Annotated in this window: 31 protein-coding genes; 15 read left to right on the top strand and 16 right to left on the bottom strand. The window is 63.9% G+C overall.

Annotated elements, in window-relative coordinates:
- Nucleotides 1–97: 97 nt before the first annotated feature.
- Both BM348_RS10905 and BM348_RS10900 read right to left on the bottom strand, forming a co-directional pair.
- A complete protein-coding gene (locus tag BM348_RS10905) occupies nucleotides 98–448 on the bottom strand; it encodes a hypothetical protein (RefSeq protein ID WP_092904821.1) in 351 nt (116 codons plus the stop codon).
- A gap of 144 nt (nucleotides 449–592) precedes the next feature.
- A complete protein-coding gene (locus BM348_RS10900; protein ID WP_092904819.1) occupies nucleotides 593–883 on the bottom strand; it encodes a DUF7545 family protein in 291 nt (96 codons plus the stop codon).
- A 138-nt stretch (nucleotides 884–1021) separates the two neighbouring features.
- Here BM348_RS10900 and BM348_RS21335 point away from each other — a divergent pair, with 138 nt between their 5' ends.
- Complete coding sequence (locus tag BM348_RS21335; protein WP_175507163.1) at nucleotides 1022–1165, top strand: DUF7557 family protein; 144 nt, start codon at nucleotides 1022–1024, stop codon at nucleotides 1163–1165.
- A gap of 76 nt (nucleotides 1166–1241) precedes the next feature.
- Here BM348_RS21335 and BM348_RS10890 read toward each other — a convergent pair whose 3' ends face one another.
- Both BM348_RS10890 and BM348_RS10885 read right to left on the bottom strand, forming a co-directional pair.
- Nucleotides 1242–1706: a DUF5799 family protein gene (locus tag BM348_RS10890; RefSeq protein ID WP_092904814.1), complete on the bottom strand. Its 465-nt coding sequence runs from the start codon at nucleotides 1704–1706 to the stop codon at nucleotides 1242–1244.
- A 118-nt stretch (nucleotides 1707–1824) separates the two neighbouring features.
- Entirely contained in the window at nucleotides 1825–2799 is a 975-nt protein-coding gene (locus BM348_RS10885) for a sugar phosphate nucleotidyltransferase (protein WP_092904811.1), read from the bottom strand.
- A gap of 106 nt (nucleotides 2800–2905) precedes the next feature.
- Between BM348_RS10885 and BM348_RS10880 the strand changes: the two genes are divergently transcribed.
- Together BM348_RS10880 and BM348_RS10875 are read left to right on the top strand one after the other, a co-directional pair.
- On the top strand, nucleotides 2906–3196 hold the full coding sequence (locus tag BM348_RS10880) for a transcriptional regulator (protein ID WP_092904809.1): 291 nt from the start codon (nucleotides 2906–2908) through the stop codon (nucleotides 3194–3196).
- A 191-nt stretch (nucleotides 3197–3387) separates the two neighbouring features.
- Entirely contained in the window at nucleotides 3388–3759 is a 372-nt protein-coding gene (locus tag BM348_RS10875; RefSeq protein WP_092904807.1) for a DUF7344 domain-containing protein, read from the top strand.
- Nucleotides 3760–3791: 32 nt separating this feature from the next.
- Here the strand turns inward: BM348_RS10875 and BM348_RS10870 are convergent, their stop codons facing one another.
- Nucleotides 3792–4217 carry a Rieske (2Fe-2S) protein gene (locus BM348_RS10870; RefSeq protein ID WP_092904805.1) on the bottom strand — a complete coding sequence of 142 codons (426 nt, stop codon included), beginning with the start codon at nucleotides 4215–4217 and terminating at the stop codon, nucleotides 3792–3794.
- Nucleotides 4218–4369: 152 nt separating this feature from the next.
- Between BM348_RS10870 and BM348_RS10865 the strand changes: the two genes are divergently transcribed.
- The gene (locus BM348_RS10865) at nucleotides 4370–6031 is read left to right on the top strand and encodes a tRNA uridine(34) 5-carboxymethylaminomethyl modification radical SAM/GNAT enzyme Elp3 (RefSeq protein WP_092904803.1); all 1662 of its coding nucleotides are present in this window, start codon (nucleotides 4370–4372) and stop codon (nucleotides 6029–6031) included.
- A gap of 330 nt (nucleotides 6032–6361) precedes the next feature.
- Here the strand turns inward: BM348_RS10865 and BM348_RS10860 are convergent, their stop codons facing one another.
- Nucleotides 6362–7024: a hypothetical protein gene (locus BM348_RS10860; protein WP_092904801.1), complete on the bottom strand. Its 663-nt coding sequence runs from the start codon at nucleotides 7022–7024 to the stop codon at nucleotides 6362–6364.
- A gap of 363 nt (nucleotides 7025–7387) precedes the next feature.
- Between BM348_RS10860 and BM348_RS10855 the strand changes: the two genes are divergently transcribed.
- From BM348_RS10855 to BM348_RS10830, 6 genes are all read left to right on the top strand, one after another.
- Nucleotides 7388–7861: a hypothetical protein gene (locus BM348_RS10855; RefSeq protein WP_092904799.1), complete on the top strand. Its 474-nt coding sequence runs from the start codon at nucleotides 7388–7390 to the stop codon at nucleotides 7859–7861.
- Nucleotides 7862–7976: 115 nt separating this feature from the next.
- Nucleotides 7977–10145, top strand: coding sequence for a ribosome rescue protein RqcH (gene rqcH, locus BM348_RS10850; protein WP_092904797.1), 2169 nt, complete (start codon nucleotides 7977–7979; stop codon nucleotides 10143–10145).
- A gap of 89 nt (nucleotides 10146–10234) precedes the next feature.
- Nucleotides 10235–10729 carry an Lrp/AsnC family transcriptional regulator gene (locus tag BM348_RS10845; RefSeq protein ID WP_092904795.1) on the top strand — a complete coding sequence of 165 codons (495 nt, stop codon included), beginning with the start codon at nucleotides 10235–10237 and terminating at the stop codon, nucleotides 10727–10729.
- A 145-nt stretch (nucleotides 10730–10874) separates the two neighbouring features.
- Nucleotides 10875–11465, top strand: a complete 591-nt coding sequence (locus BM348_RS21660; RefSeq protein WP_217642012.1) for a HalOD1 output domain-containing protein — start codon at nucleotides 10875–10877, stop codon at nucleotides 11463–11465.
- Between the two features lie 90 nt (nucleotides 11466–11555).
- Nucleotides 11556–12806: a CobW family GTP-binding protein gene (locus BM348_RS10835; protein WP_092904793.1), complete on the top strand. Its 1251-nt coding sequence runs from the start codon at nucleotides 11556–11558 to the stop codon at nucleotides 12804–12806.
- A 57-nt stretch (nucleotides 12807–12863) separates the two neighbouring features.
- A complete protein-coding gene (locus tag BM348_RS10830) occupies nucleotides 12864–13094 on the top strand; it encodes a hypothetical protein (protein ID WP_092904791.1) in 231 nt (76 codons plus the stop codon).
- A 41-nt stretch (nucleotides 13095–13135) separates the two neighbouring features.
- On the opposite strand, the gene BM348_RS10825 is transcribed toward BM348_RS10830, so the two are convergent.
- Nucleotides 13136–13762: a phosphoribosyltransferase gene (locus BM348_RS10825; RefSeq protein WP_092904789.1), complete on the bottom strand. Its 627-nt coding sequence runs from the start codon at nucleotides 13760–13762 to the stop codon at nucleotides 13136–13138.
- Between the two features lie 185 nt (nucleotides 13763–13947).
- On the opposite strand from BM348_RS10825, the gene BM348_RS10820 reads away from it, so the two are divergent.
- Nucleotides 13948–15120: an enolase C-terminal domain-like protein gene (locus tag BM348_RS10820; RefSeq protein ID WP_092905547.1), complete on the top strand. Its 1173-nt coding sequence runs from the start codon at nucleotides 13948–13950 to the stop codon at nucleotides 15118–15120.
- Here the strand turns inward: BM348_RS10820 and BM348_RS10815 are convergent.
- Nucleotides 15117–16073, bottom strand: coding sequence for a nucleoside hydrolase (locus BM348_RS10815; RefSeq protein WP_092904787.1), 957 nt, complete (start codon nucleotides 16071–16073; stop codon nucleotides 15117–15119). The genes BM348_RS10820 and BM348_RS10815 overlap by 4 nt on opposite strands.
- A 124-nt stretch (nucleotides 16074–16197) precedes the next feature.
- Here BM348_RS10815 and BM348_RS10810 point away from each other — a divergent pair, with 124 nt between their 5' ends.
- Nucleotides 16198–16977, top strand: a complete 780-nt coding sequence (locus BM348_RS10810) for a DUF7839 domain-containing protein (RefSeq protein WP_092904785.1) — start codon at nucleotides 16198–16200, stop codon at nucleotides 16975–16977.
- A gap of 23 nt (nucleotides 16978–17000) precedes the next feature.
- On the opposite strand, the gene BM348_RS10805 is transcribed toward BM348_RS10810, so the two are convergent.
- Nucleotides 17001–17426, bottom strand: a complete 426-nt coding sequence (locus BM348_RS10805; RefSeq protein ID WP_092904782.1) for a DUF5791 family protein — start codon at nucleotides 17424–17426, stop codon at nucleotides 17001–17003.
- A 130-nt stretch (nucleotides 17427–17556) separates the two neighbouring features.
- Nucleotides 17557–18336 carry a DUF7310 family coiled-coil domain-containing protein gene (locus BM348_RS10800; RefSeq protein WP_092904780.1) on the bottom strand — a complete coding sequence of 260 codons (780 nt, stop codon included), beginning with the start codon at nucleotides 18334–18336 and terminating at the stop codon, nucleotides 17557–17559.
- Nucleotides 18337–18431: 95 nt separating this feature from the next.
- On the opposite strand from BM348_RS10800, the gene BM348_RS10795 reads away from it, so the two are divergent.
- Complete coding sequence (locus tag BM348_RS10795; RefSeq protein WP_092904778.1) at nucleotides 18432–19514, top strand: tubulin/FtsZ family protein; 1083 nt, start codon at nucleotides 18432–18434, stop codon at nucleotides 19512–19514.
- Nucleotides 19515–19651: 137 nt separating this feature from the next.
- Here the strand turns inward: BM348_RS10795 and BM348_RS10790 are convergent, their stop codons facing one another.
- A complete protein-coding gene (locus tag BM348_RS10790) occupies nucleotides 19652–19831 on the bottom strand; it encodes a hypothetical protein (protein WP_092904776.1) in 180 nt (59 codons plus the stop codon).
- Nucleotides 19832–20291: 460 nt separating this feature from the next.
- On the opposite strand from BM348_RS10790, the gene BM348_RS10785 reads away from it, so the two are divergent.
- Nucleotides 20292–21173 (top strand): coiled-coil protein, encoded by an 882-nt coding sequence (locus BM348_RS10785; RefSeq protein WP_092904774.1) that lies wholly within the window; start codon nucleotides 20292–20294, stop codon nucleotides 21171–21173.
- 195 nt (nucleotides 21174–21368) lie between these two features.
- Here the strand turns inward: BM348_RS10785 and BM348_RS10780 are convergent, their stop codons facing one another.
- From BM348_RS10780 to BM348_RS10770, 3 genes are all read right to left on the bottom strand, one after another.
- A complete protein-coding gene (locus BM348_RS10780; protein ID WP_092904772.1) occupies nucleotides 21369–21725 on the bottom strand; it encodes a TRAM domain-containing protein in 357 nt (118 codons plus the stop codon).
- 105 nt (nucleotides 21726–21830) lie between these two features.
- Nucleotides 21831–23315: a tRNA guanosine(15) transglycosylase TgtA gene (gene tgtA / locus BM348_RS10775; RefSeq protein WP_092904770.1), complete on the bottom strand. Its 1485-nt coding sequence runs from the start codon at nucleotides 23313–23315 to the stop codon at nucleotides 21831–21833.
- A gap of 110 nt (nucleotides 23316–23425) precedes the next feature.
- On the bottom strand, nucleotides 23426–23986 hold the full coding sequence (locus BM348_RS10770; RefSeq protein WP_092904768.1) for an NUDIX hydrolase: 561 nt from the start codon (nucleotides 23984–23986) through the stop codon (nucleotides 23426–23428).
- A 177-nt stretch (nucleotides 23987–24163) separates the two neighbouring features.
- Between BM348_RS10770 and BM348_RS10765 the strand changes: the two genes are divergently transcribed.
- Nucleotides 24164–24439, top strand: coding sequence for a PadR family transcriptional regulator (locus tag BM348_RS10765; RefSeq protein WP_092904766.1), 276 nt, complete (start codon nucleotides 24164–24166; stop codon nucleotides 24437–24439).
- A 92-nt stretch (nucleotides 24440–24531) separates the two neighbouring features.
- Here the strand turns inward: BM348_RS10765 and BM348_RS10760 are convergent, their stop codons facing one another.
- Both BM348_RS10760 and BM348_RS10755 read right to left on the bottom strand, forming a co-directional pair.
- Nucleotides 24532–25695, bottom strand: coding sequence for a DUF4397 domain-containing protein (locus tag BM348_RS10760; protein WP_245779435.1), 1164 nt, complete (start codon nucleotides 25693–25695; stop codon nucleotides 24532–24534).
- Between the two features lie 149 nt (nucleotides 25696–25844).
- The gene (locus BM348_RS10755; protein WP_092905543.1) at nucleotides 25845–26576 is read right to left on the bottom strand and encodes a hypothetical protein; all 732 of its coding nucleotides are present in this window, start codon (nucleotides 26574–26576) and stop codon (nucleotides 25845–25847) included.
- Nucleotides 26577–26654 lie beyond the last annotated feature (78 nt).

Genomic DNA, 26654 nt, shown 5'->3' with positions numbered 1-26654 from the left:
CGAGGAGTCCCAGCGGCGAAGTTTTGACGCCGTCTCAATTCCAATCAGTCGCTCCTACCGTGGTTTCGTGCCACGAGGGGTCGCGGGTGAAACCGCTTCAAAACGGAAGGCGATTGCCCGCAAAGACGTCGTCAGCCGACCAGATAGAGGCGAGAAGGCCGATGGAAAGCAGGGCATAATACTCGAGTCCGACTGGCTCGAGGACGATGATGGCGCCGGTGACGACGGTCGCCGACAGTATGGCGGCGAACGAAACGATACTGCGGTCGAATCCGCGTGCATCGACGAACACGTAACCGAGATTGATAATCCCGATCATTCCGACGATGGCGAGATAGGTACCGACGGAGCTGTCGAAGATGACGGCAACGACGCCGAGAATCGCGAGGAGTACGACGGTATCGCGGGGACTGAACCGCTCTCGAGCGAGACGCCAGAACGAACCCATGGTAGGAGAATCCAGTCAACCGGCCCTAAATTTTTCGGAGAGCGTATTGGAACCCCATCAGTTCGATGCTACATTGGTCACTCCGCGAGAAACACAGCGGTACCGGTTCGATCACATCCGCCGAAAAACGAGTCGGTCGTCCGATCAGTGCTGGTGGCCGGTCGCTTCGCCGAACGTGACGCCGAACCGCTCCTCGAAGAGATCCATCACGCGGGACTCCTGGGCCTCGAGTTCCTCGTCCGTCCCCTCGCCGTGGTGGACGACGTGGTGGGCGCGACTCGCGAACGAGAGCAGCGCGACGTCGCCGATGGTTTCGGTCGGGGTCTGGTCGCCTTCGGCGACGAGGTCGAGGAGTCCCGTCGGCACCGTCACGGTCTCCGTTTCCTCGCCGTCCGCGTCTATCGAGAAGGTTATCGTCTCAACTTCGTCTGTCATACGTCTACTCTCACGGAGCCTGCCTAAAGGTGCTGTGACTCGTGTCTCCCGACCGACCGATGGCGAGTGACCGGCGACGTTTCAGCGACCCAGAATGTCGCCTCGGTGTTTTTGCCCGTCGACGCCGTACCGTTAGGTATGCCCTCAGTCGAACTCGAGGAAGAGACGGTCCAGCGACTCGACGACCTCCGCGTCGACGACGAGTCCTACGACGAACTGATCACCGAACTCATGAACATCTACGAGACGAGCGAACTGACGCTGTTCCATTCGGGCGATTGAGGTCTGACTCCAGTCTGACGAGGTTCTCCTTGCGGGCTCAGCTCGTTCGACCCTCGCCGAACCGCTCCGTTCAAGTTCAGTTTTCGGCCGCGGCTTCGCAGACGGACTGCCAGCGGTTGTTCGACTCGAGGCGAGACTGTAACTGGTCGGCGTACTCCTGGGTGAGCGTCTCCGCGGCCTCGCGTTCCGCGTCGTAGGACCCGCCCGACGATCCGCCGCCCACGCCGAGTGCGCTCTTGATCGAATCGACCACGCCGCCGCCGCTCGAGCCGTCAGCGCCGCCCTGTCCGCCGGCGCCCATCGCGCCCATCTGCGAGCGGACGTTCTCGAGTTCGGGGAGGATGCTCTCGACGTTTTCCGTGTCGGCGACGATCCGGGCGTCGTCGGGTGTCTCGGGCCGTTCGATCTCGAACTCGGTCGCGGTCATGATCAGGTTCCACTCCTGGCTCGAGAACCGAGAGTTCTGGACTCGACTGGAGAACTCCTGATCGAGGGACATCCGTTCGCCGACGATTCGGTCGGTCCACGCGTTGTCGCTCATGTGGACCGGTTGAACGGGTGACGGTATCAGGGTTTCCCTGTCGGGAATCGATCGCGAAAAGTCGTGGGCGTTACCGGGTCGGACGCGACCGGTTCCAGACGCGCCGTTTTGCGTTCGGTCACTCGCCGACGTGGTTCGTGATCGTCGTGTGTGCGCCGATGAGCGCGCCCGCCAGGTCGAGGTTTTCGAGGTGGGTTCCCTCGTCGATGATCGAGCGCCGAATATCGCCGTTTCGAACCGTCGCGTCGGGGAAGATGACCGCGTGATCGAGCTCGGAGTCCTCGAGGTTCGCACCGTCCATCACGTGGACGTTGTCGCCGACCGAGACGTTCTCGAGGGTCGCCGTCTCGGCGACCATCGACTCGCCGTCGAGATGCCAGGCGACGGCGTCGAGGTAACTTTCCGGCGTGCCGATGTCGAACCACGCGTCTTCGAACGTAAAGGCGTGGGTCGGCTCTCGGTTCTGCAGCCACTGGACGAACCAGCCGGGTTCGTCCGGGTTGTTCCCGTCCTCGAGGTAGGTCCCGAGCAGGGAGAGAGAATCGCGTGGGAACGCGTAACAGGCAATCGAAACGAGGGTGCTCTTGGGATCGTCGGGCTTTTCCTGAAAGTCGACGACGCGGTCCCCCTCGAGTTCGACGAGTCCGTACGAGGACGCCTTCTCGCGGGAGCCGACATCGTAGGCGGCGAGCGTCGGCGTCTCGCGCCGTTCGAAGTAATCGAGAAACTCCGGAATTTCGAAGCTGATGAGGTTGTCGCCGGCGATCACCAGCAGATCGTCGTCGACCCCTTCGCGCTCGACGAGTTGGGCGAGCGCGCCGACGACACCGAACTTGTCGGCTTCCTCGCTGGTGTCCTCGATCGAGAGTCGCGGCTTTTCGAACTCGGATTCGGCGAGATGCGTCTCGAAGTCCGGCGCGAATCGCTCGTTCGTGCTCACGTACACCTCGTCGATCCGATCGTCGTCCTCGAGCGATCGGAAGATCCGATCGATGACGGTCGAGTCGCCGATGGGGAGAAACATCTTGGGTCGATGTTTCGTGATCGGCCACATCCGGGTCGCGTACCCACCTGCCAAAACGACGGCCTTCATGCCCCGGAATTCAGTGGCAGTATGTAAGTCACTTACCCTTTCTTCGGCGGTCGATTGGCGACCCAGAGACCGAACAGCTATCCCTCATCGGGCGCTTTTGACGGGTATGCGAGAAGCCGACGAAACGACGCGACAGCGGCTTGCAGACGAACTGCGAGGCGAGGCCGCGACTCCGAGCGAACTGGCGGTCGCCCTCGATCTGACGCCCCACGCGGTCGTTCGACACGCCGAACACGTCGCTCGATCCGTCGATAGCACCGACGAGGAGTTCCTCGTCGCGCCGCCGACGTGTCGAGACTGCGGGTTCGACGGCTTCGACGACCTGCTCAACCTCCCCTCGAGGTGTCCCTCCTGCAAGAGTGAGGCGGTCGACGAACCGGTACTGACCGTCGAGTGATCGCCGCCACCCGCTCGACACGTCCGGATCCACGCGTACACGTCTCAGTCCACGCGCGAACGTTCGCGCGGCGGAACCGTCGCCAGCCCGTGACAGTACCAAGAAGCGGAACGAATTGCCGTCGTTTCGACACTCATATTTAGTATGCAGGCTAGGTCCAGAGACGTGAACCGCCGCGGTTCGAGGAATCCATGACTACGCCTGCTCACCCGTCGTCCGATTACGCCGAGTTAGCACTGGCAGCGCTCGAGTGGCTCGAGTCCCGGGACGAACTACCGGAGACGGTCGACGAGACGCTCGCGGTGCTCGCCGATCAGCGACGCCGACTCCTGCTCGAGGTGATGGACGAGTACGGCGAGTCCATCACGCTCCCGGACGCCGCAGAGGAGGTCGCAAAGCGGGAGGCGGGCCGGCCGGTCGCGGCGCTCTCGGCCGAGGAGGTTGCCAACGTCTACATCTCGCTGTATCACGACCACCTCCCGCGACTCGTCGGCGCGGACTTAGTCGAGTACAATCAGGATCGAGATCTCGTCTCGCCGGGCCCGCTTCGAAACGTCGAGTAACCGACTGCCGTCTCGAATGTACGACCGTTCGGTCAGAACTCGACGTTCGAGGTCGACGCTCGGTCGGCCTCGTCGGTCGGAATCGGTCCGGGACCGAGGAGGTCGTACCCCTCGTCGGTGAGGTAGACGTCGCCGTCCTCGACGGCCACCTCGAGGGCCGTGAGATACGCGCCCTCGCAGGGACCGAACGTGCAGACGCCCGAATCGGCCTCGAAGTACGCGCCGTGGTTCTCGCAGATTATTTCGCCGTTTCGCATCGCCGCGCCGGTCCCCTTGTCGAGTTTGATGTGCGTGAAGTGCTGGCAGTAGTTCAGCCAGCACTCGAGTTCGCCCGCCTGGCGAACGAGAATCGCCTCCTCGACCTCGTTCGCGTCGCCGTCGGTCTCGACCACGCGAAACACGAACGTCGATTCCTCGGGAACCGCCTCGAGTGCGGTGATTCGGCGTGTCGCGTCCATCGCCGGTGGCTTTCGCTCGAGTCGTGGTCAACGTTTCGAAGACCGGCGGGCGGTGACCGTTTCGAACCCGTCCGGAGGTCCGTGAGGAACCGGTCTATCGACGACGGGCGAGTCCGACACGCTTATTCGCCGAGGCCACCGAAAACGGTGTAGTGAGTACCGACACGCCCGACCCGACCGAAACCGAAGCGTTCGAGCGGGTCTGTGAAACGCTCGTCGAGCGGATCATCAACGGCGAGGTCGAGCGCGATGAGGTCGAGAAGGCCAAACTCGAGGCCTGCTCGGAGCACTCGGCACCGAAAGTGCCCAAAAACTCCGAACTGCTGGATTACGCCCCCCAGGAGTACCGCGAGGATTTAGAATCCGTCCTCCAGCGCAAACCGGTTCGAACCGCCTCCGGCGTCTCGCCGGTGGCGATCATGACCTCGCCCGAGCGGTGCCCGCACGGGAAGTGTCTATACTGTCCCGGCGGCCCGGACTCGGAGTTCTCGAGTTCCCAGAGCTACACGGGTGAAGAGCCGGCAGCCGCTCGCGGCGTGCAAAACGACTACGACCCCTACGGGCAGGTGACCCTCCGACTCGAGCAGTTACGCGAGATCGGTCATCCGATCGACAAGGTCGAACTGATCCTCATGGGCGGGACGATGACTGCCCGAAGTCACGACTACCAAGAGTGGTTCGTCAAGCGAGCGCTCGAGGCGATGAACGACTACGACGTGGACAAAGAACCCGAACCCGCCCAGGGCGTGAGCTTTGCAGAAGATCCCGAGGAGTACGAGTGGAAGTATCTCGAGGACGTCATCGCGGAGAACGAGACGGGCGACGTCCGGAACATCGGGACGACCTTCGAGACGAAACCCGACTGGTGCGATCCCGAGCAGATCGACCGAATGTTGGACCTCGGCGGCACGAAAGTCGAGGTCGGCGTCCAGACGACCTACGAGCGGATCAACCGCGAGATGCACCGCGGCCACGGCGTTCAGGCGTCGATCGAGGCGAACCAGCGCCTGCGAGACGCGGCCTTCAAGGTCGGTTTCCACATGATGCCGGGTCAGCCGGGCATGAGCAGGGAGATGTGTCTCGAGGACTTCCGGCGCATCTTCGAACAGGAGCAGTGGAAGCCGGATTACCTGAAGATCTATCCGACGCTGATCGTCCGCGGGACGGCGACTTACGACTGGTGGCACAAAGGCGAGTACGACCCCTTAGACAACGAGGAAGCCGCGGAACTCGTCGCCGAAATCAAGGACATGATCCCGCGATATACGCGACTCCAGCGGGTCCAGCGCGACATTCCGGCGGACTACATCGACGCCGGCGTCTGGAAGTCGAATCTCAGACAGCTCGCACGCAAGCGCATGGACGAACACGGCTGGGAGTGTGACTGTATCCGCTGTCGCGAGGCCGGGATGAACGAGGCGGAACCCGACCGCGTCGAACTCGACGTGATGACTTACGAAGCGAGCGGCGGGACCGAACACTTCATCAGCTTCGAGGACTTCGATCAGGACCTGCTGATCGGCTTCTGCCGGCTTCGATTCCCGAACGAACCCGTGCGGGACGAACTCAAGAACGCGGCGCTGGTCCGGGAACTGCACGTCTACGGCTCGGAGGTAACGATGGGCGAGGACGGCGAGACGGACCAGCACCAACATCGGGGCTACGGCCGCAAGCTGATGAACCGGGCCGAATCGCTGGCCGCGGACGCCGGCTACGACAAAGTGAGCGTCATCTCCGGGATCGGCGCTCGAGAGTACTACCGGAACAAGCTCGGCTACCATCAGGACGGGCCGTACGTGAGCAAACGGCTCTAACCCGCGACGACGGCCCGCCCGCTCGTTTTTGACTTCACTCGATTCGTCGACGGTTGTAGTCCGTCAAACATCGTCGAGAACCGCGACTTCCGGACGAAATTCGCACACCGATTGGCATAAAATTTATAACCGGTGGTGGAGTATTAGCAACTGCCGACGATCGTCGGGAAGCATTGTCATCCCCCCACAACGACAATGTGATCGCACATCCCGTTCACGGTCTGGGTGGGACACGCCCCGTGTCCCGCCTGAGAAGTGTTCACCGACTCGCTCGGGTCTCCCCCTGACCCGAGTGAACCGACCGTTTTCCCGTCCATACGCGAAGCGTCGTCACTGACGTCGCTCGTCGTCGATCGTTACCTCGAGTTCGAGCACGCCGAGGTAGGACGGTGCGCCGCCGCCACTCTCGCGAAATTCCTCCGGTGATGAGTCGACGTATCGGTAGAACTCCGACTGGGTCTGTGGGTAGTACGTCGAGCCATCGTCGTGATGTAACAGCGCCGGCGAGTCGGTCTCCTCGAGGTCGCTGGCGAACGAGTCCCACTCGAGTGACTCGTAGAAGAAGATGCCGAAAGAGAATCGACCGGCGCCGACCGCCGTGTCCTTCGAGGAGAAGTTTTTGGACTCCTCGAAGGCGAACTCCTCGTCGCTCACCCACGCGATGGCCGCGACGTCGTCCGCGGTGAGGAGGTAGGCGTCCCACTCCTTCGACGCGTCGAAGACGGCCCAGGTGCTCCGGGGACCGACCGCGTCGAGTTGGACGCTGAAGGCGGGATCGTCCCGCTCTGTGTCCGGTTCGCGGATGAAAGTCGCATCGTAGCCGGGGACCCGAATCCCCCGGTCGTGATAGACGACGCCGTCGATATCCATCCCGAGGTCGACCTCGAGTTCGTCGATCGCCTCTCGGACCGAAACCGCCTGCTGGTCGTCGATCCGGTCGAAAAACTGCGGGAGTCGGTAGATGTCCGACCAGCCGTCTCGATTTCCCGTCATCTGTCGCGAGAGCCTCCGTGACTTCGCTCGAGCGGGTGGTTTGCGAGTGCGCAGAGCGCTCCGTTCATGTGTTCCCAACGGAGACTGCGACTGATTAGCTTTCTGAATGCGAGACGAAGGACCCCGCGAGCACGGCCGTGTTTGGGTCGCGTCAGTGTATCGGTAGCCGACTCGGCTCACAGCGCTGGGTCCGAAGGGAACGGCTACTGAACGCTAATCGCGCCCATGCGTTCGTAGCGTCGGCCAACGGTAGAAGCGTGAGAACCAATCGTTTGGCTACTCGAGAGTGTTCGTAATGACAATACCGGGGTTTTACTCCCGCGTTCGGTGGGAATCAGGTGCTCCCCGCGAGCAGTGATACGAATGGACGAAACGAAGACAAGCGAGCGAGAACAGTCCCGGTATAACCGACGATCCGTGTTACGGGCGACAGGAATCGCCGCGGTGAGCGGCGCGCTGGTTACCGGATCCGCGACGGCACAGGTATCCGACGACGTTCCAGATTCGACGACAGAGAGCTACGAGGACACACTCGAACAGGCGGAGGCGGCGGAAACCGCCGCCGACGAATACGATTTCGACCCACCGGATCAACCGGACAATCCGACAGACGGCTTCTCGGACGACGGGGCGACGGAATACGATTCAAAAGAACTCTCACAAACGGTCACGAACGAATCGGTCCAAACGTCGAACGAGTCGGTAGAGATCTCCGACGTTACGTCGGACGACGAAACGGCAGTGACCGAAAACGTATCGACCGACCCGGCAGATACCTCGAGTTTCGCCTCCGACGAATTAGCCGCGCTCTCGGAGTTAGAGTTCGACCTCTGGTAACGGGTTCGGGGGCCACATCCCCACTGTTCGACCGCCACCGGACCAGCACTGTCCCGCTCGAGGCATCGTCGTACGGAACGACACGCCTTTTGGGCCGCACCAAGCAGGTTCGTGTATGGATCCGAAGCGGGAACTCACCAGCGTCGACCTCGCCGCTCTCGTGCGCGAACTGGGCGCCTACGAGGGTGCGAAAGTCGACAAGGCCTATCTCTACGGCGACGACCTCCTCCGACTGAAGATGCGGGATTTCGACCGCGGTCGCGTGGAACTCGTCTGCGAGGTCGGAGAGACGAAGCGCGCCCACACGGTCGATCCGACGCGGGTTCCGGACGCCCCCGGACGACCGCCGCAGTTCGCGATGATGCTCCGAAACCGGCTCTCCGGTGCCGACTTCGCGGGCGTCGAACAGTTCGAGTTCGACCGCATTCTCGAGTTCGTCTTCGAGCGCGATGACGGCACGACGCGGATCATCGTCGAACTGTTCGGCCAGGGCAATATCGCGGTGACCGACGGCGAGTACGAGGTGATCGACTGCCTCGAGACGGTCCGTCTCAAGTCCCGGACCGTCGTCCCCGGCTCGCGCTACGAGTTCCCCGACTCGCGGACGAACCCGCTTACGGTCTCCCGGGAGGCGTTCGACCTCGAGATGGAAGACTCAGACACGGACGTCGTCCGGACGCTCGCGACGCAGTTGAACTTCGGCGGCCTCTACGCCGAGGAAATCTGTACCCGCGCGGGCGTCGAGAAGGCACTCGATATCGACGACGCGACCGACGACGAGTACGACGCGATTTACGAGGCCATCGAGCGGCTCGCGCTCGACGTCCGGAACGGGAACTTCGATCCGCGAGTGTACCTCGACGCCGAAGAGAGCGCGGGGGGAGGCGACGCCACCGAAGACGAGGGCGACAACGGGGCGGGCGACCAGTCCGCAAACGGCGTCGTCGACGTCACCCCATTCGCGCTCGAGGAGCACGCGGCCCTCGCCGGCGAGTCCTACGACAGCTTTCTGACGGCGCTGGACGACTACTTCTTCCGACTCGAACTTGACGACGAAGAGCCGGACCCGACCACCCAGCGGCCGGACTTCGAGGAGGAGATCGCAAAGCACGAGCGGATCATCGAACAGCAGGAGGGGGCCATCGAGGGGTTCGAACAGCAGGCCGAGGCCCAGCGCGAGCGCGCGGAGTTGCTGTACGCAAACTACGACCTCGTCGACGACATCCTCTCGACGGTGCAGACGCAAAGAGAGCAAGACCGTCCGTGGGAGGAGATCGAGGAGCGATTCGAAGAGGGGAAAGAACGCGGCATCGACGCCGCCGAAGCGGTCGTCGACGTCGACGGCAGCGAGGGGACGATCACCGTCGATATCGACGGCGAACGGATCGACCTGGTGGCTCGAGACGGCCTCGAGCAGAACGCCGATCGACTCTACACGGAGGCCAAAGAGATCGCGGAGAAGAAAGAAGGAGCGCTCGCCGCCATCGAAGACACCCGCGAGGACCTGGCGGACGCGAAACGGCGGCGCGACGAGTGGGAGGCCGACGACGGCGACGAGGACAGCGACGAGGACGACGAGGGGAAGGACCGCGACTGGCTCGCGGAGCCGTCGATTCCGATCCGTGAGAACGAGCCGTGGTTCGATCGGTTCCGGTGGTTCCACACGAGCGACGACTTCCTCGTCATCGGCGGGCGCAACGCCGATCAGAACGAGGAACTGGTCAAGAAGTACATAGAGCGCGGCGACAAGGTGTTGCACACGCAAGCCCACGGCGGCCCCGTCACGGTACTCAAGGCGACCGATCCGAGCGAGGCCTCCTCGGGCGACATCGAGATCCCCGACTCGAGCATCGAAGAAGCCGCGCAGTTCGCGGTCTCCTATTCGTCGGTCTGGAAGGACGGTCGCTACGCTGGCGACGTTTACGTCGTCGACTTCGATCAGGTGACCAAGACCCCCGAGAGCGGCGAGTACCTCGAGAAGGGTGGCTTCGCCGTCCGGGGCGACCGGACCTATCACGAGAGCACGCCCGTTGGCGTCACGGTCGGGATCCAGTGTGAACCGTACACCCGCGTCATCGGCGGCCCGCCCGCAGCAATCGAACAGCGGGCGGTGACGACCATCGATATCGAACCCGGCAGGTACGCGCAAGCCGACGCGGCAAAGCGGCTCTACCGGCGGCTCCGAGAGCGGTTCGAGGACGAATCGTTCGTCCGAAAGATCGCCAGTCCGGACAAGATCCAACACTTCATGCCCCCCGGCGGGAGTCGGATCGCCGAGGAGTAGCCGTTTCGGAGACGGGCGGCGATACCGGATGGGACCGAACCGGTTCATGCTCACCGTTTATACGTGCTCGCGGCCCACTTCGTGATAGAATGTGCGCGGACCTCGACGACGTCGATCGAGCGATTCTGTACGCTCTCCAGCAGGACGCGCGAAACAATTCCAACGCCGATATCAGCGACCAGGTCGGCGTCTCTCCGAGTACGGTCGGAAAACGGATCACGAGTCTCGAGGAGCGAGGGATCATCCAGGGGTACAGCCCGGAAATCGACTACGAGAAAGCCGGCCTCCTCCTCGAGGTGCTGTTCATCTGTACGGCACAGATCGCCGAACGCGAGGCGCTCGTCGAGGCGGCCCACGAGATCGACGGCGTCGTCAACGTCCGCGAGATCATGACCGGAACGAAGAACGTCCACATCCACGTCGTGGGTGCGTCTAACGACGACATCACGCAGATCGCGGCGAGGCTCGACGAACTCGGATACGAGATCACTGACGAGATTCTGCTGCGGAACGAACGCGACTCGCCGGCCTCGGTCTTTCTCGAGTCGTCCGGCGAGGAGCACAGTATCGAACACGAAAGATAATCTTGTTTTAAACCGTTCAGTGAACGGATCGTTTCGATCGATCGCGGCTGAAATCCGGAATCGGTCGTATTCGCCTTGTTTACGAAGGTTTCGTGCTCGAGTATTCCCGAGTCTTTATGACGAATCGAGCCCTGGAACCGTAGCGATGGAAACAACACTCACCGGCACACTCGAGACGCGGTCCGACTCGGAGCCGCTCAGTGTCAAAGTGGTTCGAGAGGTTGCTCAAAAGGAAGGAGTCGATCCAACGGAACTCGACGCCCCGCTGTACGACGTCATCAACCCCGAAGCGCTCGACGAACTCTTCGAGCCGAGGCGGAACGGCGAACCGCGCTTCGGTGCCGTCACGTTCACCTACCACGGTTACGATATCGTCGTCGAACACGGCGACGACGACGGCGGTCTGACGATCACGCTCGAGGACTCCGGCGCGTCGCCGGGCTCTGCGAACGGGAGCCCCGATCGATCGGGCGGCGATTCGGCGCCGAACGCGAGCCACTACTGTCTGGACTGCGACTGGAAGCTCGACGACGAGGGGTATTCGACGAGCGAGCGGTCGGGGCTCGCCATCTCCCACCACGTCGAGACGGGACACACGGTCGAGGCGGCCGATTCCGACGAGCGAAGCGCCTCGAGCGATGCAGTCGAGGGGACTGCGAGTCCGGTCGACGCACTCGAGGACGCCGAAGACGAGCCCGCGGTGGCCGTGTCCGACGATTCGGTCGTCACGAACTGAGAACGGACCGACGACGCATTCACAGCGCGCTCGAGAATCTTCTGCAAGCGAGTACAACCTTTGTAGGGACGCGGTTCCTACCCCGAGTCGATGCAACAGGAATCGATCCCCGTCACGGTCCTGTCGGGAACTCTCGGGGCCGGAAAAACGACGCTGCTCAACCACCTCCTTCGCAACGCCGGCGAGAGGGACCTCGCCGTGGTGGTAAACGACATGGGGGCGGTCAACGTCGACGCCGAACGCGTCGCGGCGGACTCGGGGCTCGAGGTCGGCGGGGGCGTCGCCGAGCTATCGAACGGCTGTATCTGCTGTGAGCTTCGAGACGACCTCGAGTCCGCGGTCGTCAGACTGGCTCAAAACCGGGAGTTCGACCGACTGATCGTCGAACCCTCGGGCATCTCCGAGCCCGATTCGGTCGCGCGACTCTTCACGACGGCCTCGCGCGTCGCGGCCCGCTACGAGATCGACGGGCTGGTGACCGTCCTCGACACGCGGCGATTTCTCGACGCGTTCGAGGGCGAATCGACGCCCGAGCGCCGCGGACCCGATTCCGAGGCGGACGGAGACGACGCGGTTCGCCCGCTCTCCGATCTCTTCATCGAACAGATCGAAGCCGCCTCGACGGTGCTTCTCAACAAAACGGACCTGTGCGATCGAGCCGAACTCGAGCGCGCGGAGCGACTCGTGAACGCGCTCCAACCGGCGGCGGACCGGATCCGAACCGAGTTCAGTGCGGTCGATCCGGACCGACTCTTCGGCGGTGATCGGTTCGATCCCGCCGACTTCGGCGAGCGGGCCGGCTGGCGGCGCGCGCTCGCCGACGAGGATCGCAGCGAACACGATCACGACGCTGCCAACCACGGCAACGGTGAAATCGACCACGATCATCACCACCCGGACGACGTCTACGGCGTCGAGTCGTTCGTCTTCCGCGAGCGACGGCCGTTCCACCCCGGACGGTTTCGCGAGTTCCTTCGGTCGTTGCCGTCGAACGTCGTCCGATCGAAGGGGACCGCGTGGATCGCGGGCCACGACGTGAAAGTCGACATCAGTCAGGCGGGACCCTCGATTCGCTCGAGCGTCAGCGGGCCGTGGATCGCCTCCCTCTCCGAGGTCGACCGGGAACTGTACCGTTCGAACCGTCCGGACCTCGAGTGGGACGACGAGCACGGCGATCGGCGGACGGAGCTCGTCTTCATCGGCACGGATATAGAGTCCTCGAGCCTTCGAGCGGATCTCGAGTCGGCACTCGCCACCGACAAGGAACTGGAACGAGCGACGGGACTCGAAAATCCCTTCCCGAACGATTCGGACGACGAGTACGTGCTTCGCGAGCCGTAGCCCCCATCGAACCCCGACACAGTAACGACTAAGTGATCGACGGCCGCCAGTTGTGCCATGAGCGACGCGGACGACGACCGAGCCGGCTTTCGGGAGGGCCTCGAGTCCTCCCCGGGAGACCCGCGGGTCGTCGCCGTCCTGAACGCGATTCTGTCGATAACGTTCGCCTGGCTCCTCGTCTGGGGCGGGAGCGTCGTCGGCGTTCTCGAGTACGGACTCGCGACCGTCGGGCTGGTCGCCGCCGGACTGTTCGTGTTCACGTTCGTGATGAGCGACGCCTCGTCTTGACGGCTCGCGAGGTCCACGCGCTGGTTCGGAACCCGAGAGACTCACCCGCGATTCAGGTACTCGATCGCCTCCTCGTCGGTCACCTGCCCGAACGTTCGATAGTACTGGCCGACGGCGCGGAAGTCGGCGGGAGTTTTCAGCGCGACGACCTCATCGGCTTCGTCCTCGAGGTTGGCGAGTGAGTCGGGCGGGCCGACCGGAACGGCGAGGGTAACGCGGGCCGCGTCCGCTTCTCGGACCTGTCGAAGACAGGCGATCGCGGTCGCGCCGGTCGCCACGCCGTCGTCGACGACCACCACGTGTTTGCCCTCGAGATCCGGTAGTCCGGGCGTCTCGCGGTAGCGGTCGGCTTTCTCGCGCGCGTTCGTCGCCTCCTCGCTGCGGATCGACTCGAGGTACGAGTCGGAGACGCCGAGTCGCTCCACGAGCGGGTCGTTGAGCCAGACGCTCCCCTCGCTCGCGACCGCTCCCACAGCCAGTTCCGGGTTGTTCGGCGCGCCGAGCTTTCGAGCGACGACCACGTCGAGGTCCGCCTCGAGCGCGTCTGCGACCGGTCTCGCGACCGGCAGCGCGCCGCGGGGAATGCCGAGGACGATGTCGGCGTCGATCCCCCGGCGCTCGAGTTCCGCTGCGAGTCGGTCGCCGGCGTCGGTTCGATCCGCGAACATCGGATGGGCATACGACGCCATCGTACTAGGTTCTTGGGCCGGAACTGGCGTGCTCCTCGGGTCGGAACTGGCGCGCTCGTGAGACCCGTCGCTCGAGACCGAATCGTCACGAGCGGACCGGCCGGGTCGCGTTACAATCCCATCTCGTGACAGATATTATGTGGCTGGCCGTTCCTCGTTTTGGCGTGCCACCACAGATAACCGAAATCGAGTCAGTCGAATTTTCCTACGAACTGTCGGACGTCGGAACTGACGGCAACGGGTTCAACCTGGTCTACGAGCCCGGTTCGACGACGACGCGGAAACTGTTCGCACTCAGCATCGAAACCGACGCCGGGATCACCGGCGAGTACGTCGGCGGCAACTCGCCGGCGGCCGCACAGATCAACACGTTCGCGGACTACCTCGTGGGCGAGAACCCGCTCGAGCGCGAACGCCACTGGAGCGAGATCAAACGCGGCCTGCGAAAGTACGACCGGATGGGGATCGGACCGGTCGACATCGCGCTCTGGGACTTCGCCGGGAAGTACTACGACGCGCCGATCCACGAACTGCTCGGCACCTACACCACCCGGCTCCCGGCCTACGCCTCGACCTATCACGCCGACGACAACGGCGGGCTGGACTCGCCGGAAGCCTACGCCGACTTCGCCGAGGAGTGTCTCGAGCTCGGCTATCCCGGCTTCAAAATACACGGCTGGGGCGGCAGCGACGCAGCCAGGGACATCGACCGGGAGGTAGAGACGGTCCGCGCCGTCGGCGAGCGCGTCGGCGACGAGATGGACCTGATGATCGACCCTGCCTGCGAGTACCAGACCTACGGCGACGCGCTCAAAGTCGGGCGGGCTTGCGACGAACAGGACTTCTTCTGGTACGAGGATCCCTACCGTGACGGCGGCATCTCCCAACACGCCCACCGAAAGCTCCGGGAATCGCTCGAGACGCCGATCCTCCAGACCGAACACGTTCGCGGGCTCGAGCCTTTCACCGACTTCATCGCCACCGACGCGACGGACTTCGTCCGTGCGGACCCCGAATACGACGGCGGGATCACCGGCGCGATAAAGCGCGCCCGGATCGCCGAAGGGTTCGGGCTGGACGTCGAGTTTCACGCGCCTGGACCCGCCCAACGCCAGTGTCTCGCCGCGATTCGAAACGCGAACTACTACGAACGCGCGCTGGTCCACCCCGACTGTGCGAACACCCAGCCGCCGGTCTACCGCGGCGAGTACTCCGAAGCCCTCGAGTCGATCGACGACGACGGAACCGTGCCGGTACCTGACGGTCCCGGGCTCGGCGTCGAGTACGACTGGGAGTTCATCGAGGAGAACGCGATCGGACGCCGAGTGTACAACTAAGCTCTGCGGTCGGCGCGAGTTTCGAGCGTTCGCTCGACCGCCCCCGTGAGGAGTTCTCGATAGCGTTCGAAGTCGGCCTCGAGGGCGACGGAGCCGTTCGGTTCTCCGTCCGTGACGTCGGTCGCGTCACAGACGAGCGCGCCGCGATCGAGATCCGAGTCGGTGCCGACCTGCATGTGGTAGCGCTCAGTCTCGAGAACACTCTCGTCGACGAGCCCCGCGATCGCCAGCGCGTCGTGGATCGCCGTCGTCTCGTACTCGTACTGCTCGAGCTGGTCGCCCGAGTAGTAGGTGAACCACTCGACGACCGAGCGACCGAGGGCGGTCGATTCCGGCAGCGAGTCGATCCACTCGCCGGGGACGTTCGCGCCATTGGTCACGTCCAGGCCCACGATCGTCGGCTGCGCGTCTCGAACGACTCGCGCGGCCGCCTCCGGATCGGACCGGAAGTTCGCCTCCGCGAGCGGCGTGACGTTGCCGGGGACGAACGCCGCGCCGCCCATGACGATCAGTTCGTCGAGCAGGTCCGGGAGGTCGGGTTCGATCGCGAGCGCGAGCGCGACGTTCGTCAGCGGGCCGATCGCCGCGAGCGTCAGTTCGCCATCATACTCCCGCGCCTTCTCGACGATGAACTGCGCACTGTGTCGCTCGAGCGGCTCCGTCGCGCTCGTCGGCTCGGGCAGTTCGCCGCGGATCCCGCCCGCGCCGTGGATGTGCTCGGCCGTCTCGAGTTCGGCCGTGAGCGGCAGCGTCGCCCCCTTCGCGAGCGGGACGTCGGTCCGGTCGAAGCACTCGAGGAGCGACCGCGCGTTTCGCGTCGTATCGGCGAGCGACGCGTTGCCGTGGACGGTACTCAGACCGACGACGTCGAGTTCGTCGCGCTCGAGGGCGAGCAAGAGCGCCAGCGCGTCGTCGCACCCGGGATCGGTATCGATCAGGAGCGGCCGAGGCATGCCCGTACCGTCGAATCGACGAGAGTTAAAGGAACTGGACCGGGGATTCGTACCCTCCGACGGCGAGGAGCGCCAATCGCGCGACCACGCCCCTTTTTGGTGCCCTCCTCCAACAGGCCAGTGTATGGTCGATGTCCTCGACAACAAGCGGGCTGCGACGCGGTTTCGGATCCTCGTCCAGATCGCCGAGCGCCAGCCCGCGGTCAGCCAGGGAGAGATCGCAGCCGACGTCGGGGTGACGAGCCAGGCGGTCAGCGAGTATATCCGCGACCTCGTCGACGACGGCCTCGTCGAGAAGGAGGGGCGCTCTCGCTATCGCGTCACCAACGAGGGCGTCGACTGGCTCTTTACCACCGCCGACGACGTTCGACGGTTCGCGGATCACGTCACCGGCGACGTCCTCGACGCGATGAGCGAAGCCGCCTACATCGCGACCGACGATATCGAGGAAGGCGAGACCGTCACCCTATTCGTTCGGGATGGCCTCTTGCACGCGAAGGCGGGCGAGGAGGGGCCGGCAACTGGTGTCGCGACGACCGACGCCGAGGCGGGAACCGACGTCGGCGTCACCAGCTTCGAGGGCGTCATGGAACTCGAGCCCGGCTCCGTCACCGTGTTGCAGGTACCCGCGGTCCGCGCCGGCGGGAGCCGCGCCATCGCGGACGAGTTCGTCTCCGAAACCTGTGATGGCGCCGACCTCGTGGTCGCAACCGGTGTCGAAGCCGTCGTCGCCTGCCGACAGGCCGGCACCGATCCGGCCGTGAACTTCGCCGGCGGCGAGGTCGCCGCGGACGCCGCGGAACGCGGCCTCGAGGTGGTCGCCGTCGTGACGATCGACTCGGTCGGTCGGGTCACGGACGCGCTTCGAGACGCCGGTGTGGCGTACGAAGTGCTCGAGGGGTAACTCGCTTCCTCGCGTCGTCTGAGCTACGGGGTGTTGCCCACGATCACGTGCTGTAAGTGGACGTACTCCGCGAACGACATCGGGGCCCGACGTTCGACCTTCTGTTGGATCTCTTTGGGATCGAGGTCGATCGCCAGTTCGCTTTCGACCGCGTCCACGTCGAGGACGGCGGTCGACATCCCGAGAAGGAGGTGTTCGCAGGCCATCGTTTCGATCGTCTCCGGATCGGGCTCGTCCGCGCCCTGAGACTGTATCTGGGCCGCCTCCTCGAGCGACAGCGACGGCTGCTCGTCCGTCCCGATTGCCTCGAGGCGCTCCTCGTCGATACCCGTGAGCATCGAGACGTGCTCGAGGCCCGCGGTCTCGAGTATCTGGACGAACTCCTCGTCGTACTCCGCGCGAAGTTCCGCCGGCGAAGCCGGAACGGACATCCGCTGCTCGTAGAACATACCGGGTCGAACGGGAAACGCACCAATATGGGTTGCCATCGAGGCCGACCGGCGAGCACCACGCGGCCGCGTCTCGTCTGGGCGAAACCGGTCGCGAGCGAGACGTATTCGTTGGAGGAACGCGCGTCAATCACGAAAACAGCCCTCGAACCGCCTCGAATAGCGTTCTATCGCGCGATGTATCCGTATCGTCGTCCGCGCGTGACGACGTGCGTGCCGGCCCATCGGAACCGGTCGACGGCTGCTCAGTCGCGCCAGCAGTTCGTTTTGCGGAGGCGCGCCGACCTGGTTCGTCACCGGTCCCGGTGAGTTCGGCGAGTTGCGCTTCGATTCGACGGTGACCGGTAGTACTCGAGTCGTCGAGGGAGCGGCGGCCGGGGTTCGCGTCCGCTCGAGTCTGATCGTCGCTGCTGGCGACGAACCGTTGGTCGTCGTCGATGACCGGATCGAACGCCGGCGGGATGGGTTCGGACGTCACTCGCTGCTCGATCGCCGAATCCGAATCGGTATCGCGACCGGTTCCGCGTTCGGGTTTCGACTGGTAACGGCCCGCTTGCGAATCGCGGAGCAAGGCTCTCGAGACGACGAGAGTCGCCCCCGCGTCGGTTCGGGTATCCTCGAGCGCGTCGACGCGACCCTCGAGTCGGTCCACGGTCGCGACGGCGGCGTCGGCGCGCCGTTCGACGGCTTCGTTGACCGATCGGACGTTCCCCACGTACCCGCACAGCGCCTGCGTGCTCCCCTCGAGGCCGGCGACGCGGGCGCTGAGGTCGTCGATCCGATCGTTCAGACGTTCGACCTCGTCGGCCAGCGCGGCCCGCTCCGGGAGGTCGCTCACCGGCCGCTCCGCGTCCGCGAGTGTTCGTTCGACGGCCGTGAGTCGCCGCTCGACCCGCTCAAAATCGCTCATGGGCGCTCTGGCCGCGTCACGTTACTTAAACGTCCGCCCGATCGGCGCAGAGTCACCCCGCAACGTTCAACAGCCCTCCCCCGCATGATAGTCGTATGAAAGTTGCCCTGATCGGGGTGGGCCAGGCTGGTGGAAAGGTCACCGAACGGCTCGTCCGGTTCGATGCTGACATGGGGTTCGACGCGATTCAAGGTGGGTTCGTCGTCAACTCCGCGAAAGCAGATCTCCAGTCCCTCGAGTTCGTCGACACGCAGCTGATCGGTGCAGACCGCGTCAACGGCCACGGTGTCGGCGGCGATAACGAACTCGGCGCAGAGATCATGCAAAGCGACATCGACCAGGTGATCGGCGGTCTCGACGGACGGATCACCTCGAGCGCGGACGCGATATTCGTCGTCGCCGGGCTCGGTGGCGGCACCGGAAGCGGCGGCGCGCCAGTGCTCGTCAACAACCTCCAGCGGATCTACGACATTCCGGTCTACGCGCTCGGCATCCTCCCCGGGCGCAACGAGGGTTCGCTGTACCAGGCCAACGCCGGACGGTCCCTGAAGACGATCATCCGGGAAGCAGATTCGACGCTGCTGGTCGACAACGACGCGTGGCACGAACAGGGCGAGAGCGTCGAAGGCGCGTTCGAGACGATCAACGAGAACATCGCCCAGCGCGTGGGCTTGCTGTTCGCCTCGGGCGAGGGAATGGACGGCGTCGGCGAGAGCGTCGTCGACTCGAGCGAGGTCATCAACACGCTCCGGGGCGGCGGCGTCGCTGCGCTCGGATACGCGAGCGAGCTCGCGGCCGACAACAGCGAGGAGAACATCCGAACGGTGATGAACGTCTCGAGGCAGTCCCTGCTGACGGGGACGAGCCTTCCCGACGCGACGACCGCCGATTCGGCGCTGCTCGTCATCGCCGGCGATCCCGACGTGATTCCGCGAAAGGGCGTCGAAAAGTCCCGACGCTGGCTCGAGGACGAAACGGGCAGCATGCAGGTTCGGGGCGGCGACTTCCCCTTGCAGAGCGACCGAGTCGCTGCGCTCGTATTGCTGGGTGGCGTCGAACGGTCCGATCGCATCGACGAGTTCATGGAACGCGCCCGCGAGGCACAGAAACAACAGGACGAGCCGAACGAAGACCCCGCCGAACAGTTTGCCGACGACCGACTCGAGAACCTGTTCTAGACCGAATCGGGCCGTCTCGGTGTCCCGTTTGCCGAACCCGTCGTACGAGCGGGGCGGGACCGAGGGTCGGCGACGAGACCGATAATCGGTGGCGAAACCGATTACCGGCGGCGGTTCGTTCAAGCGCAGTGGTGGCCTTATCGAATCGTCGAACGGTCGTCGACCCCCTCGTCGCCGACGACGGTGATCGTGACCGCCCCGCACCGACACTCGTAGGCTCGACGCGTTCCCCCGTCGGTTCGCATCGAGAGCATCAGTCGATCGTCCTCGAGCGACTGATCGCAGCGTTCGCACGTGCAGGTGAGCTCGTCCAGCATACCAGATACTTCGCTGGAGCGTACGTTAATCCCCGTTAACAGGAGAGTGAAAGTGAAAGTGGAACGGATACCGATCGAACCGCGTTGCGTTCGGTGTTTCCAACGTCTGCTATCGAAGGTTGTCACACGTGAGCCGGCCTGACCTGACGAACAGTTAATGTAGGGCCTACGAAGTATGGCTTTAACGACAAATCTCCCGCTCGAGCTGCGTCCGTTTATATACAATTGCCCACCCCGTGGTAATACTCAACACACGATATGGGCTTCCTGCTAACGGTTTTCAGGGGGTGTTGCACCGGTACATTTAAATTACATGCGACAGTAGTTACGGGTACCAGAACGCCATCGGGGCGCGTATCGCTCGACGAACGATGACAGGAAATCTTATTCACCGAGATTTCGCAGGTCCTGAGCGAACGCTGTCGCCGATGCGGGAATGGCACAGAGGGTTTAGAAACACATGGTAGACGAATCCAAAAACATCGAACTCACAGAAGACGACCTCGAAAACAAATCGAAAGGCCAGCTCATCAAGATGGCCGGCCAGCTCCGAGATCGGCGAAACGATCTCAACCAGATGGCCTCCGAGCGGGCATCCAGCCGCGACGACCTGAACGCGAAGACACGCGAGAAGGTCGACGAGGCACAGGAACACCGCGAAAAACGCGACGAGCTCAACGAGAAGGTCCAAGAGCACAAAGAGAGCCGCAACGAGCTCAACGCGGAAGCGAACAAGCTCTTCGACCGCGTCGAGAAGCTCAAATCGGACATGGAACTCGACGAAGGAAAGGACCTCGAGGAGCTCGAAGAGGAGATCGAACAACTCGAGTTCAAACAGCAGACCGAAGTCCTCTCGAGTGAGGAAGAACAGGAGCTCATCGAGAAAATCGAGTCCAAGCGCGAGGAGTACGCAGAGCGCAAGGACAAACTCGATCAAAACGACGACCTCGAAGAACTCGTCGAGGAAGCAGAAGAAGTCCGATCGGAGGCCTCTCAGCACCACCAGAAGGTCACCGAACTCGCGGACAAGGCCCAAGAGCATCACAACGAGATGATCGAGGCCTATCGCGAGGCCGACGACATCCGCGACGAAGCCGACGAGATGCACGAGTCCTTCGTCGAGGCCCAGGAAGCGGCCGACCAGCACCACGAGGACTTCGTCCGCGTCCAGAAGCGCCTGCGCGAACTCGACAAGAAAGAGGAAAAAGAGCGCAAGTCCCAGCGGGACAAGAAAAAGGAGGAGGCCAAGGAGGAAGCCGAGGAGATCTACCAGAAGTTCAAGGAAGGAGAGACCCTCGACACCGAGGACCTGATGAAACTCCAGAAGACCGGCCTGCTCTAAGGACGTCTTCTTCCCGCGTTTCCGTTTTTCGACGCTCGATTCGTCTTTTTCGCGCCAGTTCGAGAGAGCGGCCGCTGTGGGGCTGTTGAAGCCTCTCTCGGGAGTGAGAACTCTCTCCCGGAATCGAGTTCTGTCAACGTCGGAACGGGGCTGTAACAAGAACGCGTCGCGCTAGGTGACACCTCGAGAACCCGACTACGCCCGACCCAGACACGTTGCCGTCGCCGACGTGTGGCCGCGGTTGAACGAGGTGATCTTGATCTCGATCGCGTCCGCGACGTCGACGTCCGACGGGAGGTCTTCGACGAAGACGACGAACCCCTCGACTTTGGTTACCGCCTGACGCTCCCCCGAATGGTGCTCGGTGAATTCCTCGACCCCCACCGTCCGTTCGTCGCCGATAGCGACCGGCGGCTCTCGCTCCTGAGCTTCGCGATGGCTCTCGAGCGAGTCCCGTCGATCGCTCGAGGGACCCCGGAACCGCTTGATCAGCCACGATCCGACGACGAGAACGGCGATGACGCCGAGCGCGAGCGATGCTAGGACGATCATACCACAACGAAGTGGGCTAGCACCTCTTTGCTGTTCTGATCGGGCGTGGCTCGTCCAGGAAGTCGACGACGAGAGCAAACCGGTGGGAGTCTGACAAAGCGACGATCAGGACCGATGAGACTTCGTCAGATCGATCGTCTCGACTGACTCGGGGAGCGCCTCGAGCACCCTCGCTGGCCAGTCCAGATGTCCCAATCCGAACTCGCTGTCCGGGTTGGACTCGACCAGTCGAGCGACGCCCGCCGCGGCGGCCTCGAGCGCGCCCCGGTCGACGCGCGTCGGTACCTCCGCGGTGAGCGGATAGCTCTTCGAAAGCGCCCGCGGGAACGGGCCGAACGGCGGTTTGACGCGCCAGGCAGCCTCGTATTTTTCGGGGCCGTCACCGTCGCCTTCTGTGAGAAACACCGAGTCGGGAACCGGGAGGCGCTCGAGTCGCCGCCGGTGGCGCAGCACTTCCGGCCGCCGAGCGCTCTCGTGAGAGGCGTAGAAAAAGGCCCCCTTCGAGACGGGGTCGGTCGCCTCGAGCTGGTCGGCGTGGTCCAGAAGCGTCCGGTAGCCGTCGAGCATCGTCGGGTGGGCGCGAGCGCGCTGTTCGACGAGCTCGAGGAGGTTCCCCGCTCGGATGGCCTGTTTGATCCGGCGGATCTCCCCGAAGGTCACGTGGAGGTTGTGAGCGGCCAGCGTCTCCTCTCGCTCTCGGTCCGGAAGCTCGCGCACGTCCGCCGGATCGTGGGACGAACAGACCGGACACGAACACGGGAAGTACTCGATCTCCTCGAGGTGCTGGGTCCCGCGGACGGTGAGATAGCGGTCGTCGCGGGCGTACAGCGCGTAGGCCGCCGAATCGAACAGGTCACAGCCCATCGCGACCGCGAGCGCGAACATCATCGGGTGGCCAGCCCCGAAGAGGTGAACCGGCGCGTCGGCGCCTAGACCGCGTTTGGCGGCGGCGACGACGTCGATCATGTCGTCGTAGCGGTACTCGTTCATGAGCGGGACGACCGCGCCGACGGGGAAGACGTCGAGGTCAGTCGAGTTGGCGTGCCGGGCGGCCGCCTCGCGGAGGTCCGGATGCGTCGACCCCTGGACGGGCGCGTTGATCAGCATGTCGCCGACGTCGACGGCGTCTGCGACCTCGAGTCGCTCCTTGGTCGTCTCGAGGTCTTCGGCTGCGCGCTCGCGGGAGACGTCCGGCGGGGTCGGAATGTCGACGGGCGTCCCGATATCGGAGCCGATGTCTGCCTGAAACTCGAGGATCTCCTCGGTCGTGACCGTAATCTCGCCGTACTCCGAGAGCTGAAACGAGCCCGAGTCGGTCATGATCGCGCCCGGGAACTCGAACATGTCGTGGAGGCCCTCCGAGAGCGCTCGCTCTCGAACGTCGTCGGTGTTGTAGATGATGTAGGAGTTCGTGATGAGTATCTCCGCGCCGAACTCCTCGGCGAGTCGACGAGGGGAGATCGTATCGAGATTCGGGTTGATAACCGGGAGCAGCGCTGGCGTTTCGACGGTGACGCCGGCTCGAGGAACCGTGAGTTCGCCGATACGTCCCCCCGCATCGCTGTTCCGGAGTTCGAAGCACTCGCGCATCTACCGTCTCTTTGCGAGCGAAGCGGTAAACGTTCCGTTCTAGCCCCAGAAAGTCCCGAGCACGAATCCGGCTCGACCGGCATCCGCCGGGTGCGGTCGATCGAACCGGCTCAGTCCCCGCGGTCGTCCGCGAAGAGCCGGTAGTACGAGAGTGCGAGCACGACGCGACCGTCGCGAATCGCACCGTCGGCGACGGCGTCGGTCAGTTCCTCGAGCGAGGTCGTCGCGACGCGGATGCTCTCGTCGCGGTCGAGTCGCTGGGCCGCCGTCGGCTGACAGCCGCGAGCGACGAAGAAGTTGACGACCGCGTCGGTGAAGCCGTTCGCCGGCTCGACGCTGACGAGCGACTCGAGGCGATCGGCTTCGTAGCCGGTCTCCTCGCGGAGTTCCCGTCGAGCGGCCGCCTTCAGGTCGTCGTCGCCGGGTTCGATCCCGCCGGCGGGGAGTCCGTAGTTGACTCGCGAGACCGCCTGTCGCCACTCTTCGATGCAGACGACCTCGCCGTCGGGCGTCAGCGGGAGGATGCAGACGCTCGGCGGCTCGGTGAGGTAATCGAACTCGGTTTCGGTCCCGTCGGGGAGCTGAACGGTCTCGTTAACGATATCGAACCCCGGACAGGAGTAGGCTACCGCGCTGTCTTTGGTCTCCCACGAGAGCGAATCGTCCGTCATATCGGCCGATAGGCTGGTCGACTGGAAAAAGACAGCGACGGCGACTCAGGGACGGTTCTCGATCGCAGCGCAGCCGGGCAGACAGCGGTGCCAATCGAACGAAACACCCTGTGCAGGGCGTACACGCTCTATAACAAAGCCGTAGACGAGTCACTGTCGATATTCAGAGGGTGATCCATGGACCAGCTTACAGGATTCCAACGCGACCTGTTGTACGTCATCGCGGGAATGGACCGGCCGTCCGGCCAGGAGATTCTCGACGACATCAACAGGTACATCGACCAGCCAGTGACACACGGTCGGCTGTACCCGAATCTCGATACGCTCGTCGAGTTCGAACTCGTCGAGAAGGGGGAAATCGACCGCCGGACGAACTACTACGCGTTGACCCCGAAGGGGCGACGCATTCTCGAGCAGCGCCAGGAGTGGATAGAACGGTACGTCGACGCCTGATCGCCAGCGTGTCGCCACTCCCCATTCATCCGGACACGACCAACGTAGGTCGGTACGGATCCAGTGGCACTGCCGCCCGCTGATGGAGATCGTTAGTAACCTGACTCAGCGGCCGTCGTTTCGTTGCCACTCGTCTCGCCGTCACCCGTCTCGTTCTCGGCAGATGTCGTCCCATCCGCGGCGTCTGCTCGGCCGTCCGAATCGTCACCGCCGGTCTCGTCGCTCGAACCAGCGTCGCCCGAAGAGCCGCTTTCTTCGGCCTCGGAGAGGACTGCCATCGGCCCGTCCTCAAGAACCGTCACGTCGAACGCTGTCTCGTCGTCTGTGGCCTCGAGGTAGCCGATCGCAGCCACGGTGTAGGCGCCGCCCTGCTCGAGCGTGACCTCGAGACTGGCGACCGCCTCGTCGGTCCGGCCGGAGTCGTCGCCTGTTTCCGCCGCGGTATCGTCGACGCCGGTCTCACCGTCGTTCGTTCCTGTTGCAGTCTCGTTGCCAGCAGTCGCGGTCTCGTTCCCATCGATTGCCGTTTCGTTGCCAGCAGCCACCGACTCGTTACCATCCGTTTCGGATTCGTTTCCGCCCACAGCGGTCCCGCCACCCGTCTCGACTCCCTCAACGGAGTCGTAATCGGGTGCCTCCCCACCGGCGTCCGGTTCGCCGTTCCCGTCCGCCGCGGGGAGAACGTCGAGCGCGTAACTGCCCGCGGGAAGCGCGACGTAGTTCGTCGCGGTGCCGAACGAAACGTTCTCGAAGAGCTCCATCGCGCCGTCGTTCCCGACGACGTCGACGGCTGGCGCGTCCGGCGACGCGTGGACGAGTCGAACGAGGGACGACCCGGCGTCGGTGAGAATCAGCGGACTGAACGACTCGTCCTCGAGTTCGCCGACCGCCGCGACCGTGTAGAACGCGCGTCCGAAGTAGACGCTGTCCTCGAAGACGACGGTCTCCGAGTCGCCGGCCGCAGTGATCGTTAGCTCCGCCGCTCCGGGTTCGATCTCGAGATACGGCGACACCTCGTCGTACGAGATCGACTGGAGGACTCGCTCCCCGTCGACGTAGACGTCGACGGCCGGTGCGTCCGGCGAGAAGTGAGCGATCCGGACCGCCGCGACCGCGTCCGGAACCTCGTCGCTTCCCTCGTCCTGCGCTCGCTCGTCGTCTTCGTGTTCGCCCACCGCAAGCGCCGATCCAGTCAGTGTCGCTCCCGCTCCCAGTGCGCCAATAGCCGCCATCGTCGCGCGTCGTGTTGTCGTCATAATGCACCGGATAGTGGGAACGACCGGTCCAAAAGGGAGCCAGACGGTTGCCGAAATTGTCCCGGCCTTTCCCCGGTGAATCTCGCGTAGGCCGAGACTGACGAGCGCCGGATTCGCCGTAAGCGACCCGTAAATCAGAAAGTCACTCCCTACTCGTCTTTCCGTATCGAGACGCGATCGAGATCCGCCTCGAGATCGGCTATCTCGTCGTTGAACGATTCGACGAACGCCTCGACGTCGGGCGCGAGTCGACGGAGTTCGGACGCCGAAGGCGGACCATACTGCGAGAGGAGATACGTCCCGTCCGACCCGCCGACCCGAAGGTAGGACACTTCGCTCCCGTCCCACTTGAGTTCCCAGCGGGTTCCCGAGATCGTCGTCGAATAGGTGCCGTACTCGCCGTCGTAACGCTGTAATTGGCCGGCCATCTCGGTCCCAACGTCGCGGATCTGCCGGACGATCCGATCCCGTTCCGCGACGAGGTCGGCAGCCGACTCGATCGCCGGAAACTCGTCTGGAACGTCCGCGAGCACGTCGTCGAACGACGCGACGTACTCGTTGTAGGCTTCGATGAACGTCCCGTAATCGTCCATCGCCCGCTCGAGCGCGTCGGGCGCCGGCGGCTGTTTGGTCGAGATGACGTACGTCTCCTCGCCCGAGTTCGGATCGAATCGGAGATACTGGATATCGCCCGCCTCGTACTTGACCGTCCACGTCGCGGCCGCAGTCTCGAAGGACTCCTGACCGTAGTCGCCGCCCTGTAACAGCGCGAGTTCCCGAGCGATCTGTCCCGCATGCGAGCGGACTCGAGCGACCACCTCGTCGCGTCGCTCCGTGACCCCCTCGGTCGTATCGACGTCTTTCTCAGTCCCATCAGTCATTCGTCTCGAGAGAGGTGGCCAGCGCCGGTAACGGTTGCGTTCGTCGTGGAATCGGCCGTCGTTCGCCGGCCAATCGCT

The sequence above is a fragment of the Halostagnicola kamekurae genome (assembly GCF_900116205.1).
In the GTDB taxonomy this organism is placed as follows: domain Archaea; phylum Halobacteriota; class Halobacteria; order Halobacteriales; family Natrialbaceae; genus Halostagnicola; species Halostagnicola kamekurae.
The sequence above is the reverse complement of the archived record's forward strand: the minus strand, read 5'-3'. Positions and strand labels throughout refer to the sequence as shown.